The sequence below is a fragment of the Acinetobacter sp. YH12140 genome, assembly GCF_013418475.1.
Lineage (GTDB): Bacteria > Pseudomonadota > Gammaproteobacteria > Pseudomonadales > Moraxellaceae > Acinetobacter > Acinetobacter amyesii.
The window spans coordinates 119,607-140,158 of the sequence record NZ_VPBZ01000007.1 but is presented as its reverse complement, the minus strand read 5'-3'; the positions used below and the strand labels follow the sequence as shown (position 1 = coordinate 140,158).

Annotated in this window: 21 protein-coding genes; 15 read left to right on the top strand and 6 right to left on the bottom strand. The window is 40.4% G+C overall.

Translation table 11 applies throughout. From position 1 onward, the window contains the following. Positions 1 to 98: 98 nt before the first annotated feature. From ispH to rplS, 12 genes are all read left to right on the top strand, one after another. Entirely contained in the window at positions 99 to 1,049 is a 951-nt protein-coding gene (gene ispH, locus FTU75_RS11695) for a 4-hydroxy-3-methylbut-2-enyl diphosphate reductase (RefSeq protein ID WP_180116013.1), read from the top strand. Between the two features lie 164 nt (positions 1,050 to 1,213). Next, positions 1,214 to 1,702 carry a GspH/FimT family pseudopilin gene (locus FTU75_RS11690; RefSeq protein WP_180116012.1) on the top strand — a complete coding sequence of 163 codons (489 nt, stop codon included), beginning with the start codon at positions 1,214 to 1,216 and terminating at the stop codon, positions 1,700 to 1,702. Next, positions 1,702 to 2,208: a type IV pilus modification protein PilV gene (gene pilV, locus FTU75_RS11685; protein ID WP_180116011.1), complete on the top strand. Its 507-nt coding sequence runs from the start codon at positions 1,702 to 1,704 to the stop codon at positions 2,206 to 2,208. The genes FTU75_RS11690 and pilV overlap by 1 nt, the downstream gene beginning before the upstream one ends. Positions 2,209 to 2,210: 2 nt before the next feature. Continuing rightward, the gene (locus tag FTU75_RS11680; protein ID WP_180116010.1) at positions 2,211 to 3,224 is read left to right on the top strand and encodes a PilW family protein; all 1,014 of its coding nucleotides are present in this window, start codon (positions 2,211 to 2,213) and stop codon (positions 3,222 to 3,224) included. Beyond that, entirely contained in the window at positions 3,221 to 3,982 is a 762-nt protein-coding gene (locus tag FTU75_RS11675) for a pilus assembly protein PilX (protein WP_180102362.1), read from the top strand. Before FTU75_RS11680 ends, FTU75_RS11675 begins: the two co-directional genes overlap by 4 nt. An 18-nt stretch (positions 3,983 to 4,000) precedes the next feature. Next, positions 4,001 to 8,002, top strand: coding sequence for a pilus assembly protein PilY (locus FTU75_RS11670; RefSeq protein WP_257223772.1), 4,002 nt, complete (start codon positions 4,001 to 4,003; stop codon positions 8,000 to 8,002). Positions 8,003 to 8,011: 9 nt separating this feature from the next. Beyond that, positions 8,012 to 8,473 carry a type IV pilin protein gene (locus FTU75_RS11665; RefSeq protein ID WP_286396274.1) on the top strand — a complete coding sequence of 154 codons (462 nt, stop codon included), beginning with the start codon at positions 8,012 to 8,014 and terminating at the stop codon, positions 8,471 to 8,473. After that, positions 8,467 to 8,955: a type IV pilin protein gene (locus FTU75_RS11660; protein ID WP_180116009.1), complete on the top strand. Its 489-nt coding sequence runs from the start codon at positions 8,467 to 8,469 to the stop codon at positions 8,953 to 8,955. The genes FTU75_RS11665 and FTU75_RS11660 overlap by 7 nt, the downstream gene beginning before the upstream one ends. Before the next feature lie 144 nt (positions 8,956 to 9,099). After that, positions 9,100 to 9,357, top strand: coding sequence for a 30S ribosomal protein S16 (gene rpsP, locus FTU75_RS11655; RefSeq protein ID WP_078189354.1), 258 nt, complete (start codon positions 9,100 to 9,102; stop codon positions 9,355 to 9,357). Between the two features lie 17 nt (positions 9,358 to 9,374). Further along, positions 9,375 to 9,923 (top strand): ribosome maturation factor RimM, encoded by a 549-nt coding sequence (gene rimM, locus FTU75_RS11650; protein ID WP_078189353.1) that lies wholly within the window; start codon positions 9,375 to 9,377, stop codon positions 9,921 to 9,923. 42 nt (positions 9,924 to 9,965) lie between these two features. After that, the gene (gene trmD, locus FTU75_RS11645; protein WP_180024307.1) at positions 9,966 to 10,706 is read left to right on the top strand and encodes a tRNA (guanosine(37)-N1)-methyltransferase TrmD; all 741 of its coding nucleotides are present in this window, start codon (positions 9,966 to 9,968) and stop codon (positions 10,704 to 10,706) included. Positions 10,707 to 10,845: 139 nt separating this feature from the next. Continuing rightward, the gene (rplS, locus tag FTU75_RS11640) at positions 10,846 to 11,217 is read left to right on the top strand and encodes a 50S ribosomal protein L19 (protein ID WP_078189351.1); all 372 of its coding nucleotides are present in this window, start codon (positions 10,846 to 10,848) and stop codon (positions 11,215 to 11,217) included. 63 nt (positions 11,218 to 11,280) lie between these two features. Here rplS and FTU75_RS11635 read toward each other — a convergent pair whose 3' ends face one another. From FTU75_RS11635 to FTU75_RS11615, 5 genes are all read right to left on the bottom strand, one after another. Next, the gene (locus FTU75_RS11635) at positions 11,281 to 12,240 is read right to left on the bottom strand and encodes a triacylglycerol lipase (protein ID WP_180024308.1); all 960 of its coding nucleotides are present in this window, start codon (positions 12,238 to 12,240) and stop codon (positions 11,281 to 11,283) included. Between the two features lie 224 nt (positions 12,241 to 12,464). Further along, a complete protein-coding gene (locus FTU75_RS11630; RefSeq protein WP_078192507.1) occupies positions 12,465 to 13,430 on the bottom strand; it encodes a triacylglycerol lipase in 966 nt (321 codons plus the stop codon). 202 nt (positions 13,431 to 13,632) lie between these two features. Continuing rightward, positions 13,633 to 14,637 carry a triacylglycerol lipase gene (locus FTU75_RS11625; protein WP_180116008.1) on the bottom strand — a complete coding sequence of 335 codons (1,005 nt, stop codon included), beginning with the start codon at positions 14,635 to 14,637 and terminating at the stop codon, positions 13,633 to 13,635. Between the two features lie 366 nt (positions 14,638 to 15,003). After that, positions 15,004 to 15,984, bottom strand: coding sequence for a lipase family alpha/beta hydrolase (locus tag FTU75_RS11620; RefSeq protein WP_373685868.1), 981 nt, complete (start codon positions 15,982 to 15,984; stop codon positions 15,004 to 15,006). A gap of 42 nt (positions 15,985 to 16,026) precedes the next feature. Beyond that, complete coding sequence (locus FTU75_RS11615) at positions 16,027 to 17,055, bottom strand: lipase secretion chaperone (RefSeq protein ID WP_180116006.1); 1,029 nt, start codon at positions 17,053 to 17,055, stop codon at positions 16,027 to 16,029. Between the two features lie 153 nt (positions 17,056 to 17,208). Here FTU75_RS11615 and truB point away from each other — a divergent pair, with 153 nt between their 5' ends. The 3 genes from truB (at position 17,209) to FTU75_RS11600 (ending at position 19,514) form a co-directional block, all read left to right on the top strand. Continuing rightward, a complete protein-coding gene (truB, locus tag FTU75_RS11610; RefSeq protein ID WP_180116086.1) occupies positions 17,209 to 18,117 on the top strand; it encodes a tRNA pseudouridine(55) synthase TruB in 909 nt (302 codons plus the stop codon). Positions 18,118 to 18,143: 26 nt separating this feature from the next. Then, complete coding sequence (locus FTU75_RS11605; protein ID WP_180024314.1) at positions 18,144 to 18,917, top strand: TSUP family transporter; 774 nt, start codon at positions 18,144 to 18,146, stop codon at positions 18,915 to 18,917. Between the two features lie 135 nt (positions 18,918 to 19,052). After that, complete coding sequence (locus FTU75_RS11600; RefSeq protein ID WP_078192502.1) at positions 19,053 to 19,514, top strand: hemerythrin domain-containing protein; 462 nt, start codon at positions 19,053 to 19,055, stop codon at positions 19,512 to 19,514. Between the two features lie 85 nt (positions 19,515 to 19,599). On the opposite strand, the gene FTU75_RS11595 is transcribed toward FTU75_RS11600, so the two are convergent. Further along, the gene (locus FTU75_RS11595) at positions 19,600 to 20,478 is read right to left on the bottom strand and encodes a DMT family transporter (RefSeq protein WP_180093053.1); all 879 of its coding nucleotides are present in this window, start codon (positions 20,476 to 20,478) and stop codon (positions 19,600 to 19,602) included. Positions 20,479 to 20,552: the final 74 nt, after the last annotated feature.

The following is a 20,552-nucleotide window of genomic DNA, read 5'->3' as shown; positions in this document are numbered from 1 at the left end:
TTTTAGAGTAGACGCGCGCCAAACAAAATAGTCAGACGTCTATTGTTTACATTTATTTCAAGTGATACCCGTAAAATTGAGTGGGCATTGAGGATTCTATGGAAATTGTTTTAGCTAATCCACGCGGTTTCTGTGCAGGTGTTGATCGCGCCATCGCGATTGTGAACCGTGCACTGGAATGCTTTAATCCCCCAATATATGTGCGTCATGAAGTAGTACACAATAAATTTGTGGTGGACGACTTACGTCAACGCGGTGCGATATTTGTGGATGAACTGGATGAAGTACCTGATGACAATATTGTGATCTTCAGTGCGCATGGTGTATCTAAAGCGGTACAACAAGAAGCTGAACGCCGTGGGCTAAAAGTTTTTGATGCGACCTGCCCTTTGGTGACCAAGGTGCATATAGAAGTGACCAAGTACGCTCGTGAAGGTGTGGAAGCGATTTTGATTGGTCATGAAGGTCACCCAGAAGTTGAAGGGACAATGGGTCAATATGACACTAAAAATGGTGGTTCGATTTATTTGGTTGAAGATGAACAAGATGTTGCTGATCTAAAAGTGGTGCATCCGGAAAAAGTAGCGTTTGTAACGCAAACTACGCTTTCTATAGATGACACAGCAAAAGTGATTGATGCTCTACGTCAGAAGTTTCCTGAAATTCAGGGGCCGCGTAAAGATGATATTTGTTATGCCACTCAAAACCGCCAAGATGCCGTACGTGATCTGGCTGAGCAATGTGATGTTGTTTTGGTTGTGGGTTCACCGAACTCTTCGAACTCGAATCGATTACGTGAATTGGCAGAACGTATGGGTAAGCGTGCGTATTTGGTGGACAATGCCGATCAGTTGCAGCAAGAATGGTTTAATGAGCACACAAAAATTGGTGTAACTGCAGGAGCATCGGCACCTGAAATTTTAATTAAACAAGTAATTCAGCGCCTACAAGATTGGGGGGCGAAAGCACCGCAAGAGTTAGATGGTCGTGAAGAAAATATTACATTTAGTTTGCCAAAAGAGTTACGTATTCCTGTAACTCAGGCATAAAGTGTTAATGACTTAACATTCTGAATTTTTTAAGAATTGACAGATAATTGCTTTTTGGCAATTATCTGTTTTTTTATGCCTTTTATCCTTATTTGTGTTTGTTTTGTAATTTAATTGGATATTATTTTTAATAGGGTAAATTTTGGCGCGCCTTGGGGGGGAGTATGCAGAAAAATAATGGATTTACGTTAATTGAGTTACTGGTGACGATTGCAGTACTAGGGATTATTGCAACGATCGCTGCGCCTTCTTTCAATAGTTTAATTCGGAATCAAAATTTAACAAAAAGCACTCGTGATTTATATGGCTTAATTATGGAAGCACGTGCCCAAGCAGTTTTAGTTCGTCAGGATGTAAAGTTAGAAATCGTAGAAGATCAGGAAAAGTTGATTGAACGTTCTGATGAAATTGCTGCGGATGCTACCTTAAAAAAGCAGAGAGAAAGTAAGCTTTTATATCTTTGGGGGCCAACTGGAAAGTCGATATTGTCCGGGATAGAAACTTCAATTACGTTTGAAATGACTGGAAAAGTGAAAGGTGCAAGTTCAGATACAACAATTGTAATCTGCGATGAAGCAGATGGTAATAAATCAAAAACAATCACAATAACGAAAATGGGTTCACTTCAACCAATTAGCGAGGGAGATTGCTAATGCGCTATACAAAACATCAATTAGGTGTTGGATTGATGGAAATATTAGTAGCTCTTCTGATTCTCGCATTGGGTGTATTGGGATTTATTGCTCTGCAATATAGGGCAGTTGAGGCAACTTCTGAAGGGAGTTATCGAGTTCAGGCAATTAATTTATCGCGAGATTTTGCTGAAAGAATTAGGGTAAATCGTGGCGCTTTGGATGATTATGTGGATGAAATAGCAGATGCTGATGCTCAAGCTGAATATAGTAAAAACTGTTCAGCAGAAGAGTGTTCAACAGGTGAAATGGCAGATTATGATGTAGCACAGGTTGTGCAGCGTGCTAACTCGGTAGGGATGACAGTCAACTTGTTAGATTGTCAAGGTAATAGTGATGATCGTAAATGTATCTATGTTGCTTGGGGAAATACAGCAGCAACAGACGGACAAGAAGATGCAGGAAATTGTACAACAGGGACAGTTTATGATCCCTCATCAACCTGTTTGATTATGGAGGTATATTAAAAATGCCATTAAGTTCATATAAACAGACAGGTTTTACCTTAATTGAGTTAATGATATCGCTGGCTCTAGGGTTGATTATAATGGCTGCAGCGATCATGTTATTTATAACAGGTCAAAAAAGCAGTGCATTACAACAAGGGGTTGCAAATATTCAGGATGATGCGAACTTTGGATTGGGATACATAGCACAGGATATCAGACATACAAATCTTAATAGTCTAAATTCTGGAATTAATGATCGGACGATTCAAGGTGGGATTGTACTTACTTCTAGTGCTAATGGTTTTAAAGACACGACGGTTACACCGAATGTTACTTATAGTAATTTACCAGAAAACTTAATAGGAACAACGGTAGCAACGAACTTATTGTCAAGTGGAGCTACGGGTTTGTCTAATGTGCAAGGGGAAAGTAGTGATCAATTGGTCATTCAATATAGACCTCAATATACAAGAGTTGGAAGTAATTGGGTTGGGGGTTTTGATTGTGAAGGGGAAGAAATCAAGTTCCCTGTAATGACCGGTGGGGTTGAAACACCATTGCGCATAATCGTACAGCGTTATTTTCTAAGGGAAGATACTAATAAAGATAGCAAGGAGCCAAATACTGCTTTGGCCTTGGCGTGTGATGCTGGGTGGTACAGTGAATCGGGTACTCCGCTACCAGATAAAATCGAGTCTTTTGGTAATAATGGCGAAGTTATTATGAAGCGAGTCGATTATTTTCATGTCATGCTGGGTATCCAGAATGGTGAAAAGCTTCGATATATTTCTATTAATGATTATATGGCACTTAGTGCTCCGCGACCACGTATCTTATCTGTTCAATTAGGAGCATTAGTTCGTTCTGTACAAGGTGTGGGGAATGAACCAATGATTAAAGATGATCAAGAGTTTCAAGTACTCGATAAAAAAGTAACAGTGAAAGTACCGACTAATACAACAAGCAAATATGTCCGTCAGGTGGTTTCTCAAACAGTTGCACTGCGTAATACTTTTGGGGAGAGAGGACAATGAATAAAAGTCAGCGAGGAGCAACTTTAATTGTTGTTCTTATTCTACTTGTTGCTATTACGGTTATAGGAACATTGGCAATCCGTCAAAGTATGGTGACTTTAAATATTGCAACAAATAGTCAGGCCACTCAATTGATGCTCCAGAACGCAGATGCTGCATTTTTTAATGTGGAGAAAGAAAATAATATTATTCAGTCATTAAGCAGTAGCGGAATGTTTGGGTATATTGATGGTGCAGTGAATAAAGATAAAGAACTTGTATTTTGTTTTCGTGGTGCGGATCAAGCTAATTTTTTCGATATTACTCTTGCCAGCATCATTGAATGGAATGCGCCTGATGTAAAACCTAAAAATGATAGCTTTGGTAAAGATGGATATTGTAAAACGAATGTAAGTGGAACAAATTTTTTTACGAGTGGTCGTAAGGCTGTCATGACTCAAGTTGCTGTTAAATATTCATCAGAAGCAGAGAAAGATGCATTCTATGGGCAAATTTTAGGAACAGATGATAATACTGTGAAATTGCAACGAAGTAAGCCAGTTAAAGTTTTTGCCGTTTCAATCATGCCGGCCTTAACTACTGCAGATAAAACAAAAATTGATGAATGTCTTGACTCTCACATGAATGAGGTTGTTATTCCGAGTGGTGTAACTCCATCTACAGGGGCGGATAAAAGTGTAACTCAGTGTTTGTCAGAACTAAATGTACCTTTTGAATCGACAGTCACTGAATATGTAATTGCTCAAGATTTCGTGTAATAGGGGAAGTAAGAAAAGATGAAAACGATGCAAAATAAAAATCATACTTCTTATCGTCATAAGCTGCTTGTTGCCAGTATTGCTGCATTATCTACTGTGATGATTACAGGTACAACCACGCAAGCTAGTGACATAGATATTTATCAACAAGCCCGTTCAGGTAATATTACTTTAATGATGTTATTTGATATTTCAGGAAGTATGGGGGCTCCACAGCTTACAAATAATAGAGATGCTTGTGATGTCCCAAGTCACATTAGTATGGGGTCATCTGGTACGGAAACATCAACAAATGGTTCACCAACTTATACTAGATATTACTGTCAGGTGACTGCACGAGCTTATAAATATAGATCATGGCGTAATGGTGGAGGATATGGTACCCATAACCGTTGGCAAAAATGTGAAAATGATGCTGAAACTAAAGAAGGGTGTACTTGGGGGGACGTACTAACCACAATACCATCGGATCATAATAGTTATACTAATGAAAATGGCTCTGGGGGGTATAACTATCGATATGAAGGTGAACAGCGTCACTATTATGATCGTTTGACTCGGATTAAAGATGCTATGTTCGATTTGTTACATGGCAATACAAGTAAAGGAATTACAGCAGTAACTGATGATAAGATTATTGGGTTATCAGCTTATTCTTTCAATGGAACAGGTAGTAACGGTTATATATTGGTACCAGCACGACGTTTAGATGAAAATGTCACAATAAATGGTGTAACAAAAACACAGCGTGCTTGGTTACTAGAGGCTGTAGCGACCAAATTATATGCTCGTGGTGGTACTCCAACAGCAAATGCTTATGCTGAAGCTGCTGCATACATGATGGGCACTAAAACTTTTAATGATACTGAGTTATATAGTGGAACTACCGGTAAGCAAGTATTCTTTACCTATAATGATGGAGGCCTGAAATATACTCAATGTATGAGCTGGGATACAAACGGTGTTTGTAATTACTGGCCTTCAACAAGTCACTCTAATACAGCAGCACGAGATTTTAACTTCCTACCTATTGATTTGACTAAATATACGGCGTCATCATGTACAGTAGGAGTTAAAAGTAGTGCTACAGGCAGCACCTCTAATAAGACAGGTACTTGTTATATTTATACAGGGCCAGTTGTTCGTGATAGTTCACTTGAAAATGGTTTTAACTATTCAATCAGTTCAGCTAAAGTTAGTAATGCTACTAAATACGAGATGCCTTCATCTCTAAGTCAAACTCCCGAAGAAAAGCAATGCAGTGGACAAGGAATTTATGTACTGACGGACGGTGAGCCAAGTGGCCAGTCTAATGAACAAAAAGCAATGAGAAACGCTCTTAATGATAATAGTTTCTCTTGTACTCAAAGTGCAGACGGTACTAACTGTGTTTTAAACTTTAGTAATCGTTTATTAAGTAATAACCCGACATCATTACAAATTAAAACAGCAGTTGTAGGCTTTGGTAATTCTTTTAATAGTATTCCATCATTTGACCGTAATAAAACACGTGAACAGAATTTAGCTGCATTAGGTAGTATTAATACGGCAACTAAAAGAGCCGCAGAATGGGGAATCCGTGGAGGTGGTGGATGGTATTCAGGCTCAAGTTCAAAAGATGTTGTGGATAGTGTCAATCACTTTATTAATGATTTAACCACAGAAATTCCTTCAGTTACCACCGGTTCGCCAACTATTCCTAAGGATGCATTAAATCCGGCTGTATTACAGGATGATGCTTATTATCAACAGTTCCAGCCAACGCCAGATAAAACATTCCAATTATGGACGGGTAACTTAAAGAAATATTTAGTAGATGAAAATGGGGTATTAAAAGGCAAGAATGGCAACAAAATAGTCGATGATGATGGAAAGATCCTTGATAATTTTGATTATTGGGCTGAGTCAATAACACCGGCTAATGTTGATATGGATGAAAATACTCTGGGAAGTACAAAATTTGCTTTACGTGGTGGATTCTGGTCTAAATTGGCTTTAAGAACAGATCCATTAAACAATCCAAGTACTGGAACGATAAAGCGTAAAGTTTTTACTGATCGTAAATATTCTTCTGGCTCTGCTGGAGATTCTATATTTTCTGGAATTTCTAGCGGCGATTTAAGACAAGTTAAACCTACTGATTTGACTGATAATGTATACAAGTATGACCAGTATAGAGGATATCTAATACGGTCATTAGGATATAACATTGATGCAGCAAATCCGCCAACTGATTTAAATGCTTTGATTTTAGAGCCAGAATTTCGTCAAACTGGTGCAGTCATGCATTCATATCCACTTATGTTAACAAATAAGGGGAAGCTTGCTTTCAATACAACAGACAAGAGAATGGATTCAACAAATCGTGAAGACTACATCTTGTTTGGTACCACACAGGGTATGTTGCATGTGGTGAAAGCTGGAGAGTCTGGTAAAGCGGGTGGAGGTGAAGAGGTCTTTACATTTATACCAAATGAGATGCTAGAAAAACAAAGAAAGGCACTTGATGTACCTGAAGCAACTAATGGCGGGTTAAATAATCTGTTTTATGGTATAGATGGACCTTGGACTGCATATACTGAATATGTTATTGATGATTCTGGTAATTTAACAGTTGGAACGGGTAAAGGCGGTCAGAAGGGAGTACAGGATGTCTATGGCGGTTTACGCATGGGTGGCAAAAGTTACTATGCGTTGAATCTTCAGAATATTAATAATCCTAAACTCAAGTTTCATATAGATCCATCTGGAAATTGTAGTAATTCGAATCCTTTGGGTTGTATGGGACAAAGCTGGTCAAAGCCCACTATTGGTTTTGTGAATTGGGCTGGAAAACGTACGCGTGTGATGTTTGTTGGTGGTGGCTATGATATGGGGTATGAAGACCCTGATTATAATCAAACGAACAAAGAGGGTGCGGGTGTGTATATGTTTGCTGCTGAAGATATAGGCTCGACCAAAGCAGGAGATTTATTGTGGTGGGGTAGTGCCAATGCTACATCAAGTGCAAATACAACAACTAGTGGGGTAGTTGGTACTCACCACTCAGAAATGCAATATAGTGTAGTCAGTGAAATTCGAAGTGTAGATCGTAATGGCGATGATTTGATAGATCATATTTATTTCGGTGATCTCGGTGGGCAAATTTTCCGTGTAGATTTTGATAATACGCAATCTACAATCGGTAAGGTTGTAAAAGCCCCGGTTCGTTTATTTAATGGTCATGCAAGTGGAGGCAAAAGCCCTCGTTTTTATGATATGCCAGCTTTTTCACTCTATAGTAATAATGGCAATATTTTCGCACTAATTTCTCAGGGTAGTGGTAACCGTAGTAAACCATTATTTGCAGATAGTAGTTATGAATACGATGCAATTTATAATATTTATGATAAAGACGTATCCCACAAAGATTTATTTGGAGCGACATCTTGGTTAACTCAAGATATTGAAGTCTCAGAATTAATTAAACTTACTGATGATGATCGTAAAAATGACACTACAATCAAAGCACCTGCTAGTTCTGACGGTTGGTACTATGAGTTTACCAACTGTCTAACAGGGCATGGTGATTGTGATGATTATACCAAGCAGACAGAAAAGGTTTTTGGAACCCCAGTTGCTTTAAATAATAAATTATTTGTTTCAACATTTGATGCAAGTAAAGATGGTCTGTCTGGCGACTGCGGTGCAGGTGTGAAAGGGGCAAGTTTGATGACCACTTTCTGCTTGCCTTATGGACAGTGTAAGAGTTCAGACCCTACAGGTTCGGGACGTTCATTTATTGGTGCAGGCATTCACACCATTACTGTCGGTAACGACAATATAAAAGGCGGTGGTTCCGGTGGTAGTTCTGGCGGTGGTTCCGGTGGTGGCTCTGGTGATGAGCGACCAACAAGTGCTTCAAATTACTGTATTTCAACTGGTGGGCGTATGACAATTACAGTAACAGGAGCAGGTGGTGCAAGCGAAGAAACACAAATGTGCTTAATTCCTCAACGCTGGTACCAAAAATTTCGTTAAGGTGAGTTTATGAATAAAATGAATAAATTTGCTGAACGAGGTTTTACTCTGATAGAACTTATGGTCGTGGTAGTAATTGTGGCAATTTTTGCTGCAATTGCTATCCCGAGTTATCAGAATTATGTTCGGCGTGCAGAGGCATCCCAAGTGCAACAAGAAATTCAAAGATTAGCCAGTGAATTGTCTAAGTGGAAGTCTCGGAATTTCAGTTATCAAGGATTTAATTTAACGCCACAAACCATAAGAAATTACACTATTGAAATCAAAGATGGAACCGATACTGCTTTTAAACTAGATGATAAAGATGGTACTGAATACAAGGCTAATGGCCAGCAATGGGTAATTAAAGCAATTCATGCAGATGGAACGAATGTCTCTTTCTTGCAAACCAGTACAGGATTAAAGTGTAAAAATAAAGCAAAGGCAAATATTACCTATAGCAGCTGTGGTACAGGGGGTGAAGAATGGTGATTAGAAACCGACAGACAGGCTTCACTTTGATTGAGTTAATGATAGTTGTTGCTATTATTGGCATTCTGGCTGCAATTGCTTATCCCTCCTATCAACAACACGTGCGTAAAACAAAAAGAACGGATATGCAGGCAAGTATGCTGCAGATTGCTTCCCAGATACAGCGTTATAAAATTGCAAATTTTAAGGTAAAAGGTGCAGTTGCTAATGATTTTGGGATTAAAGCAGCCTATCCGGAACAAGGGACTCCTCTTTATACAGTAGCTTTAAAATGGATTGATACAGATGGGAGTGTAAAAGATACGACACCTTTAGGTTCTGAAAGATGGGTCTTGATTGCAACACCAATTTCGACTGCAACACAATATCGTGATGGCCATATTGGTTTGAATTTTAAAGGTGAGCGTTGTTGGACCCAAGGTACAGATAATTCTGGTACAGCATGTACTCCATCTGCCACCTCAAACTGGGACGGCAAATAACCTCAAATTCAAAATTGTGGATAAACACTTTTTGATCTTTCATTCAGGGCAAATTTCACGTAAAATATTGCCCTCTATGAAAGGGGTTTGAAATGTATCGATGGTCGGTACAGGGATAATCCGTAAAAACTATAAGGTTCTATCATGGTTGTTATTCGTCTTGCACGCGGTGGTGCTAAAAAACGTCCGTTCTATCAAATCATTGTGACTGATAGCCGTAATGCACGTGACGGTCGTTTCATCGAACGTATCGGTTTCTTCAACCCTACAGCTCAAGGTAAAGCAGAAAAACTTCGTTTAGATGCTGACCGTTTTGCTCACTGGGTTTCACAAGGTGCTCAACCTTCAGAACGTGTTGCTTCTTTAGCTGCTGAAGCTAAGAAAGCTGCAGCTACTGCTTAATTAGTAGTAGGTTACCCATGACACCAACACAGAATGTTCCCGAAGATCGTATTCAGATTGGACAGCTACGTTCAGCATATGGATTAAATGGGTGGCTCTGGGTCTATTCCAATACAGAACCTATGAGCAATATTTTTGACTACCTCCCTTGGTACATTGAGACCAAAGCAGGTTGGCAAACAGTAGATGTAAAACGTTGGAAACCACATGGCAAAGGCTTGGTTGTTTCGCTAAAAGGTGTGAGTGATCGTACCGCAGCAGATAACTTGGTTGGCGCAAATATCTGGATTTCTAAATCGCAACTGCCTCAAGCAGGCGTGGACGAGTATTACTGGTCAGATTTGAAGGGCTTAACAGTGTTAGGTCTTGGAGAAGATGAACAAGAAGTCAACCTCGGTCAAATCCACGAATTGTTTGAAACAGGTGCTAACGACGTGATGGTAGTTCGCGCTACTGCTGACAGTGTCGATAGCGAAGAGCGAATGATTCCATGGCATAAAGATGTAGTACAGCGTGTTGATCTCGAAGCTGGTCGTATCTACGTAAATTGGGGCGTAGATTATTAATCCTTTAAGGATTGACGCAGCAGGAAAATAGAGGAGTCTGCGATGTTTTTTGCAGTCATTACGCTTTTTCCTGAAATGTTTGAAGCGATTACAGCCTACGGTATTAGCGGGCGCGCAGCAAAACGTGACATTGTGCAAGTTCATTGTATCAATCCACGCGAATTTGCTGAGGGCAACTACAAAAGAGTGGATGAACGTCCATTTGGTGGTGGTCCTGGTATGGTGATGATGGCTGAGCCATTAGCGAAAGCAATTCATCGTGCCAAAGAGCTTGCCAAGCAAGCGGGTGCTGTTCATGTCCCTGTGGTGTATATGTCGCCGCAAGGAAAGACCTTAAATGAACCTGCAGTACAAGATTTCGTCAAATATGATGGATTGATTGTATTGTGTGGTCGTTATGAAGGAGTTGATGAGCGTTTGATCCAACAATATGTTGATCAGGAATGGTCAATAGGCGATTACGTTTTATCTGGTGGTGAACTCCCTGCGATGGTTTTATTGGATAGTGTGATTCGGAGACTTCCGGGTGCAATGTCTGATGAGCAATCACATGTGCAAGACTCATTTGTGGATGGTCTTTTAGATTGCCCACAATATACCAAGCCAGACCATTTTGAAGGTTTAGATGTTCCTGAAGTATTAAAATCGGGACATCATGCCAATATTGAGAAATGGCGGTTTTTGCAGCGATATCAACGCACTTTAGAACGCCGACCTGAGTTGGTTGAAAAAGTTGAATTGACCAAGCAGCAAAAGAAATGGCTAAAAGATTCCCAGGTTTAAATTTTTTAAATCTTATATTAGGCTCTTTATGCATTGAAGCGGTCAAGCATAAAGGGAAAGTCAATCGGGTCTATGCGCTTTAGCCTCTAGCCCCAGCGATGATTAGACCTCTTCTAACTCGCATAATTGGAGATACCCCATGAGCGGTAAACATCCTTTAGTACAAGCTGTTGAAAATGCACAGTTGAAACAAGACATCCCTGCTTTTGCTCCTGGTGACACAGTAGTTGTTCAAGTTAAAGTAAAAGAAGGTGAGCGTGAACGTCTTCAGGCATTTGAAGGTGTTGTAATTGCTAAGAAAAACCGTGGTTTGAACTCTGCGTTCACAGTACGTAAAATTTCTAGCGGTTTCGGTGTTGAGCGTGTATTCCAAACTCACTCACCAATCGTTGCTGGTATCGAAGTGAAACGTCGTGGTGACGTTCGTCGTGCTAAACTTTACTACCTACGTGAATTGTCTGGTAAAGCTGCACGTATTCGTGAAAAATTACCAGCTCGTAAAGCAAAATAATTTGTTTTACAACGCTGTAAAAAAATGCGCCTTTAGGCGCATTTTTTTATGCAAGAAAGAAAATTATAACCCTTGAAGTTTCAAACGATTGGCATGTTGACGGTAGACTGAAACAGGGTCTGGTGCAAATAAGCCTTTCAAGCCTAATACTTGATTGACTTCATCGAAATGGTTCCACTTATAATTATCACGGATGGTTTTACCCAATTTACTGCTGCATTGGCTCACTAAGCCGTCGTTCGGTTGTCCGCTAAATGCAATTGGCCCCATTGCGGTAAAGATCGTGTCTGGATCAAGTAGGTTGGTGGTGTTGGAAATACCTGTCCATGAATAGAAGCTAATGCCATTGGCTACACTTGGGCCATCAGCACATTTGGTTGCAGGCATACCCAGTGAGAATTTTGCATTAAAGGCTTTGACTCCCGGTTGAGACATACTATAGATCGATGCTTTAAAATTTGACGGTAGATTCGACTGCTGTGCGAAGTTAATCACTGGGGTCATTAAGGCATCCATAACTGTCGCTAATACGCCATTTAAAATCGGCACACTCTGTACTAAATCTGCCACAGGTGAACCGTCATTGGTGCCTGCGACTGTACTGACAGAGGCAACCAAATCAGGTCGTACGCCAGCAATATATCGAGCCGTAGGGCCACCATGTGAGTGACCAATTAAATTCACTTTGGGTTTGCCAGTAATGGCAACTACTTGTTCAACTTGGTCTAACAGTTGTTCTCCACGAACTTCAATGGATTCCAACGGGGAGATTTGTGTAGCAAAGGCCGTAGCTTTATGGCTTGCCAAATCGGGAAGAACTTGATACCAATAATCTAGACCAAAAACGGCACCGCCTAAGCGATTAAAACCAAACATCCCGTGTACAAACACTAGGGGGTATTGGGTTTCAGCATAATTGTCGATGACTTTTTTAGTGGTCGCTTGTTGTATACCCAATGCAGCATGCGTTTGGGTCACTGCCATACTTGCAAGGAGCGTGGCGCAGAGCAATTTTCCTTTCATTTTTCATTCCTTTCTTTTTGTTTTGGTATTCAAACTGTGATTTAGTTCAGTTTGGAAATAGACAAACTCGTCTATTTGACAATTTTTATTGTCATTAAGGATTATAAAAAAAGGAAAGCAAAATGTGAGAACTAATCGACAGAATGAAAGATATTTTGTAAATTGATTAATAAAAATATCATTAAACCCTGAATTTACAGGGTTTAATGTATAGCTTTACTAAATTATAAACCTTGAAGTTTTAAACGATTGGCATGTTGACGATAAACGTCGACAGGATCTGGTGCGAACAACGCTTTGAGACCAAGCACTTGGTTGACTTCATCTAAATGGTTCCAGTTGTAGTTATCACGAATGGTTTTACCAAATTTGGCACTACAGCGTGATACGAGGCCATCATTGTCTTTTCCGCCATCGATCAGTAATGCGGTCACTTTTAGTGCTGAGTCTAAATCTAAAATATTGGTGATTTGGCCCACACCTGTAAATGAATAGTTATAAATGCCTTTCTCAACGCTATTGCCATCAGCACAATTGGATTTAGGCAAGCCCAGAGGGAATGCGGCATTGTACTTTGCAGAACCCGCTAGCGTTAAACTTGAACCACCTGCCAATGCATCATGAGGGTAAGTCTTTGGATCTAGACCTTGCGCCCAAACGATGGCTTTAGAGACAAAATTCACAGCTCCAACCAAGGGTGCTTCGACAGCGGTGCCTTCAGCTTTTAAAATTAAGTCTGCAACAGGGGAGCCTTGATGAGGTCCTGCAACACTGGTTAATGAAGCCACGACATCTGGGCGAACACCGGCAACATAACGAATCGTTGGCCCACCATGACTATGTCCAATTAAATTCACTTTATCCGCACCTGTGAGTGCTTGGATTTCAAGAACTTGTTGTAGAAGCTGTTCGCCACGCACTTCGGTAGAGTTAAAAGGCGATACGCGAGTTGCCCAAACATTTGCACCATTTCGGGCAAGATCAGGAAGGATTTGATACCAATAGTCGAGTCCAAATGAGTCCGTACCAACGGTAATAAAACCACCCATACCATGGTTGAATACGATTGGATATTTGGTCTTTGCATAGCTGGAACTAGCTTTGGCAGTGACTTGGGTTGCTTGCGATGCAGATACATTACTGATGAACGTAGCTGCAATTAAACCTGCTAAAAATGATCCGTATTTCATGAGCGATCCTCAATGTATTATTGTTTTATGACAATATTTATTGTCATTTCTAATAAAGCAATAAAGACCACCTGTTGCAAATTGAAAGAGATTAACTGTGACGCTAAATGTAACAAAATAAACGATCATGAATTTTCAGATCTATAAAAGTAAATAAGAGGGCCGAAGCCCCCTTATTGCATTTAAATTTCAACGATAAGAATTAAAGTCCTTGCAGTTTTAAACGGTTTGCATGTTGACGGTACAGCGCCACAGGATCTTGTGCAAATAGACCTGTTAAGCCGAACATCATATTGGCTAAATCGGTATGGTTAAGTTTGTAACTGTCATTAATGACTTTACCGATATAAGCACTACAACGTGCAACCATACCATCATTGTCTTTATTGCCATAAGACAATGGCCCGAGTTGCATCAGGATCGTATCGATATCAAGTAGATTTGTGGTTTGCGCAACACCAGTCCATGAATAGTACTGAATGCCTTTGCTGTCGACTTGCTTTAAGTTCTTACTGCAATTTTCTGAAGATGCCAAAACACCGTCAGCTACAGCAGATTTTGCAACCGTACTGTTAAATGCAGCAGAACCTGTTTGTGATAATGATTTCATTGAAGCATCGAAATTAATTTCAAGCTCAGGTTTTGCCTGACCTAAAGCAATCAGTGGGCCGACAATATAATCACCTAAAATATTGAAAGCAGTACGAGAAAGTGAGTTGCCTTGAATATCATCCGCTACTTTAGAGCCGTGATAGGTACCTGCAACACCTGTAATAGACGCAATGTACTGTGGTTTTGTTTGAGCAACATACAATACAGTTGGACCACCATGAGAGTGACCAATTAAGTTAAGTTTTGGTTTCCCTGTAATAGCCAAAACATCTTCAACTTGTGCAATTAACTGCTCGCCACGATGTGCTGTGGTATTTGCAGGAGATAATTGCGCTGCGAATACGGTTGAGCCATTTCGTGCCATATCTGGCAAGATTTGGTACCAATAATCCAGTCCAATGGTGTCGGTACCGATACGTGACCAACCGAGCCAACCATGCACCATTAAAATTGGATATTTGGTTTTTGCGTAGTCAGATTTTGCCGTTTCCTTCACCTGGAGGACGCTAGGCGCAGCTTGAGTGCTTGCCGATATACTCATCGCTAAGCCTGCAGCTACAGAGGCCATCTTGGCCGTGTTTACTAAAGATCGCATAAATGTTCCTTGATCTGATGTTGTTTTTATTACTTTTTAATAATGAAAATACTCTCTGTTTTTAAGCAACATCTTTGTGATTGGCCAAGCCATATCTTTGATTTTAGAGAGTTTGAATAGACAAAGATGCCTTGTCATTTTTTCATCCTCGGTTTGAAATTCCATGTCATTTTAGGACATGGACGGCGTTGAGGTGACAAGTATATTTATATACATTCGTTTTTTATTTTTATCGTTTATTTTAGTTGTTATCATTTAAGAACTTATTGAATTAAATTGTTTAATGCGTACAAATAAAAAAATTGTAAACAAAAAAGGACGTCCAAAGACGTCCTGTTCAGTGCTGAAAGGGAACTAACTTTTGAGTTAAAGTCCCTGTAATTTTAAACGATTGGCATGTTGGCGGTAGAGCGCAACTGGGTCAGGTGAAAATAGGCTGCGTAGGCCAAAGATCATATTCACTTCATCTAAGTGGTTGTGATTGTAGTCATCACGGATTACTTGTCCGATGTGGGTGCTACAGCGTCCAACCAAACCGTCATTGTCACGATTTCCATAGGCCAAAGGGGCTAGCTGACTAATCACTGTATCTAGTACATCTAATACATTCGTGGTTTGTGCTGTACCTGTCCATGAGTAGTAATACACGCCATTGTCGACTTTGGCACCCGACTGATTACAGTTCGCAGCCAGTGCTGCGGTTGGAAATTTTGCATTAAATTCAGCAGAACCTTTTTCACTGATCGCGGTAAGTGATGCATCAACACTGTTGGGTAGACTCGAGTTGCCTTCAGCCCAAGTAATAATCGGTGCTAAGAGTTGATCGCCAAGGACCCCAAAGACTGAGTTAATAGTTTTATTCGCTTGGATTTTATCTGCGACTAGAGAGCCACGATAAGTGCCTGCAACCCCAGTCACCGAAGCCACATATTCAGGTTTGATCGCTGCAATGTAGCGAGTTGTCGGTCCACCATGTGAATGACCAATGAGGTTCACTTTGGGTTGGCCGGTCAGAGCAAGAACTTCTTCGACTTGAGAGAGCAATTGCTCACCACGGACTTCTGTCGACTCTAGCGGAGAAACTTGGGCAGCAAAGGTATTGGCCCCATTACGAGCTAAATCTGGCAATATTTGATAAAAATAATCCATGCCAAAGCTGTCAAAACCAATGCGAGTAAACCCGAACATACCATGGGTAAACACAATCGGATATTTGGTCTTGGCATAGTTTGCCGAGCTGTTGGCGGTGACATGTTGGAGTCCTGCCGCCGCTTGGGATTGTGTGCTGGCGATCACTGCTGATGCAGCGATGATTGCGCATAAAAGAGCTTGTGGTTTTTTCATCATTTCATCCTGAAATTGAAGTTGTTTTTAAATTGTTGTTTGCAGTTATTCTGCGAAAGGTAATTTTCCACCTTGATCATGCACAGATTCAAAGGTACTGACGCGGAGCTGATCTTCCTTCGATTTAAAATGTTGATTACGGAGTTGCTGCACCGCTTGTTGTTTAGCACTGTCACTCATATTGCTTTTCATAATGCTGTCACGCTCTGTGAGGTACTGATTTACGCTAGATTTCCAAGAGCTGCGCTGGCTGTCTAGATTTTCAAGGCGCTGAGTAGCTTCTGGACCCACTAAATTTAACCGCATTTGATGGATTTCTTCGCTTGAACCACCACGGGCTTTAATGTCTGCTGTGAGCTTACGTAAATCTTCAAGTTTATTGATTTGTTCCAGATTTTCTTTCCAATCTTCTGGGAGTTCATCAAACAGGGCTTTCAGTTTTTTGGCTTTTTCTGATTCAGACAGTTTTTTGTCATTTACTACTTCCATCCGTTTCAGCGTGTATTCGTGATAAGTATTTTCCTTGCCAAATAAACCTTCAATTTCATAATCAGAAAAGAACTGTTTTCTTAAATTCTGGGTGCTGCTGTAGATCGAGCGATAGTATTGTGGTGATTCTTTATCGTCGCTTGGTGGCTGTAAATGACCTAACTGTTCACGATATTTCATATAACGATCCCACAAATCATAAATTTGGGACAGCGCAGGTTCTTTATGACCTTGTGCAATGTAGGCTTTAAAATCCTTTTTAATTTGATCTATCGACTTTTCACCATACTGAGTAATGAAATATTCAAAGCAATTCCGTGTTTGTTCATTCACGATCAAACGGTTTGAACCATCCATACTGATTTGACAGTTAACTTCCGTGTCTTGTTGACTTGGACTGAGCAGCGAAGAACCGCTTGTTGCTTGAGCCGTAGCGGTTTCGCCCTGAGCTAAAGGCGTATTTTGTTGTTGAATCGATTGATCTGAAGGATCATTTTGTGATGCTTTTGGCGCCAGCCAAAATATAAATGCAGCAACTGCGATAACGACCAAGGCTATGATGAGCCAAAGTTTATTTTTTTGCATATCCCAATGCACCTTTATTCCGTTTTTAATTGTTCTAGAGTTCTAAATGCGAACTCAATATGACATAAAATGCAGATAAAAACATAGAAAAGTTGTAAACGCTTAGCATGGATTGATACCATGGCGCAGTTCTCTTTTTGCCCTATTTTAGTCATGAAAAAAGCTTCTCCTAAGATTCAGCGTCGTCCTGTACATGGTGTATTTTTATTAAATAAGCCTTTGGGCATTAGCTCGAATGCTGCATTACAAAAAGTGCGTTGGTTGTATCGAGCACAAAAAGCAGGACATACAGGTGCGCTAGATCCATTAGCCTCAGGTTTATTACCAATTTGCTTAGGTGAAGCAACAAAGTTTTCGCATTTTTTATTGGATTCGACTAAACGTTATAAAACCACCGTCTTTTTAGGACACAGTACCACGACGGGTGATGTGGAAGGTGAAATACTATTAGAGCAAGCTGTTCCAACATTGACTGAAGAAAATATTCAAAATGTCTTGGCGCAATTTGTAGGGGATATTCAACAAATTCCACCGATGTATTCTGCGCTGAAAAAAGAAGGTCGCCCGCTGTACGAGTTGGCGCGTAAAGGTATAGAAATAGAGCGTGAAGCACGTCCAATTTCGATTTATGCCATCGAGTTATTATCATTTAATGAGAATAGTATTACACTCGACATCACCTGTTCTAAAGGCACGTATATTCGTGTATTAGGCGAAGATATTGCCAAAGCATTGGGTACTTACGGACATTTAACCTATCTACACCGTATTCAAACGGGTCATTTTGATCTTAACCCAAGCTTTACCATTGAATATTTAGAGAGTCTGACCGAAGCTGAGCGTGAAGCATTATTGCTGCCGGTGTATTCACCTGTCGATCATTTTTGCAAAGTGCAAGCGCCGGAAGGTCGAGCTGAATATTTTAGTCGTGGAATGGAAAGTAATATTGAGCATGCTGCGGAAGCGCAGGTTTTGGTATTTGATGGGGAACGTTGCTTAGGTCTAGCGGAAATTACTGATCGTAAGCGCTTAGTACCAAAACGTGTATTAAATCTTGAATAGTTATTAACAGCCACTGAAGCCAAATTATGGAAATTGAAATCATCTTAAGCCTGCTATTTTTTGCATTTTTTGCTGGTGCAATTGATGCAGCTGTTGGCGGTGGCGGACTGATTCAAATTCCTGCCATTATGAATGCCATGCCGCACTTATCTCCAGCGACCGTATTTGGCACCAATAAGTTGTCTTCGATCTTTGGTACGGCTTCGGCGTCCTATTCTTTTTTACGCCAAGTCAAACTCCGTTGGAAATTACTTGCGGTCATTGCAAGCTGTGCATTTGTTGCCTCCTTTGTGGGAGCAGCCTGTGTATCAATGATTCCAAAAGAAGTCTTACGTCCTTTCGTTTTGGTCATGTTGATCGTGATTGCGATTTATACCTTTGCCAAAAAACAATTTGGTCAGGTGCATGTACGCCAAGAACTGACTCCTAAAATCCTCGGTTTTGCCGCTATTGGTAGTCTGGTGATTGGCTTTTATGACGGCATCTTTGGACCTGGCACTGGCAGTTTCTTTATTTTCTTTTTTATTCGTTATCTACAAGCAGACTTTTTACATGCCTCTGCTTTGTCAAAAGTCGCCAACTTAACCACCAACCTTGCAGCACTGAGTTTTTTTGCGCCCACTGGCCATGTGTTATTTGCGATAGGCTTAATGATGGCTGTAGCAAATATTTTAGGCTCGATCGTTGGTGTACGTGCGGCAATTAAATACGGTAGTGGCTTTATTCGAATTCTATTTTTGATTTTGGTGAGTATTTTGATTGTACGGTTGTGTTATCAAACCTTTACGGGACAAGCTTAAAACAAATCTTAACAGTGCGTTGCTGAATTCTGTCGCTGAAATGATTAGTATGAAAATAAGCGACTCGTTTGAGTTGTGGATAATAATTAAATTTCATAATACACAATTAGCTAAGCATCAGAGGTCATCACTACAATGAATATATTTGAAGCTTTACGCCAAAGTCATGAAAAGCAACGTGAACTTGCTGAAAAACTCATTCAAACATCAGGGGATACACCTGAGCGTCGAGATTTATTTGAGCTGCTCAAAAATGAGTTATTTGCTCATGCTGTTGGCGAAGATCGTTATTTTTACATCCCGTTAATGATGACTGATTCAGGCCTAAACATCACCCGTCATGCATTGGCGGAACATCATGAGATGGATGAATTATTAGAGCAACTGACGGAAACTGAATTTAGTAATCCAGGTTGGTTGGCAATTGCGAAAAAGTTATCTGAAACGGTACATCATCATTTGCAGGAAGAAGAACATGGCTTTTTTCAGCAAGCGGGTAAAATCTTAGATGAAAAACAAAAGGAAAGTTTAGCCAAACAATATTTGGCGGAATATAAGAAATACAAGAAAGCAGATAAAGACAGTTTGACGGGCTAAACGCAAGTGAAGCCTGAAGACGAATGCAAAATCAAAAAAAAGACGGCAGAGGCCGTCTTTTTGTTTCAACTATAAATATAAAAAATTAGTCTGATACGCTGCTCGGAGTATTGCGAGAGGAACGTAAAGTCACCCCGACGGACGCCAACATAATGCAGACTAAGGCCACCCATTGCCACGTCCCAATATTTTCGCCAAGCAGAACCATACCTGTAATGGCAGCTAATGCAGGCGACAAACTCGATAAAGTCCCATAACTAAGTTTACTGAGGATTTTCAACGCTTTTAAATCCAGTGCATAAGGTATGGCCGTGGCTAAAATCGCAATCAATAAGGCTTTCGGCCAATATTGGGTATCGAGTAGGGCGGGTGCATTGTTATATAGTCCAATCGGGAGCAAGGTCAGTGCGGACAGTGTGATGGCAATCGTTAGCGCATGCATACCAATATTTTGATGTACCACTTTTTGTCCAAAGAAAATATAGAATGCCCAACAGAGTCCCGCTGCTAAGGCACAGGCTGCCCCAAGTATTGAGAAATTACCATCATGAGCTTGTCCCCAAGGCACCATCAAGGTAATGCCTAAGATTGCTAAAAAGACCCAAATATAATCACTGCTGTTTTTAATGGATAACAATGCCAGACCCAAAGGGCCAATAAACTCTAAACCCACGGCAATGCCTTGTGGCAATTTACCCAGTGACATATAGAACAACACATTCATCAAACAGAGTGCCGCGCTATAGCAGAGCAGATCCCGCCATTTTAAAAAAGACAGCCGTTTTAAAATGTGCCATGAACGAAACATTAAACAAATAATAATTGAAGCAAAACAGAGTCGTAAAATGGTCACACTGAGTGGATCAAGCACCAAAAATAATTGTTTGGCGAATGATGCACTGATCTGATAGGAAATCATGGAGAGCACCATGAAAACAACAGCGAGAAGTTGTGAATTTGGCATGCGGCACACAGTTGTTGGGCGGTGTTGAGCCCTATTTTTGAGTCAGTACAGTATAGCGGTTAATGCTAACAATT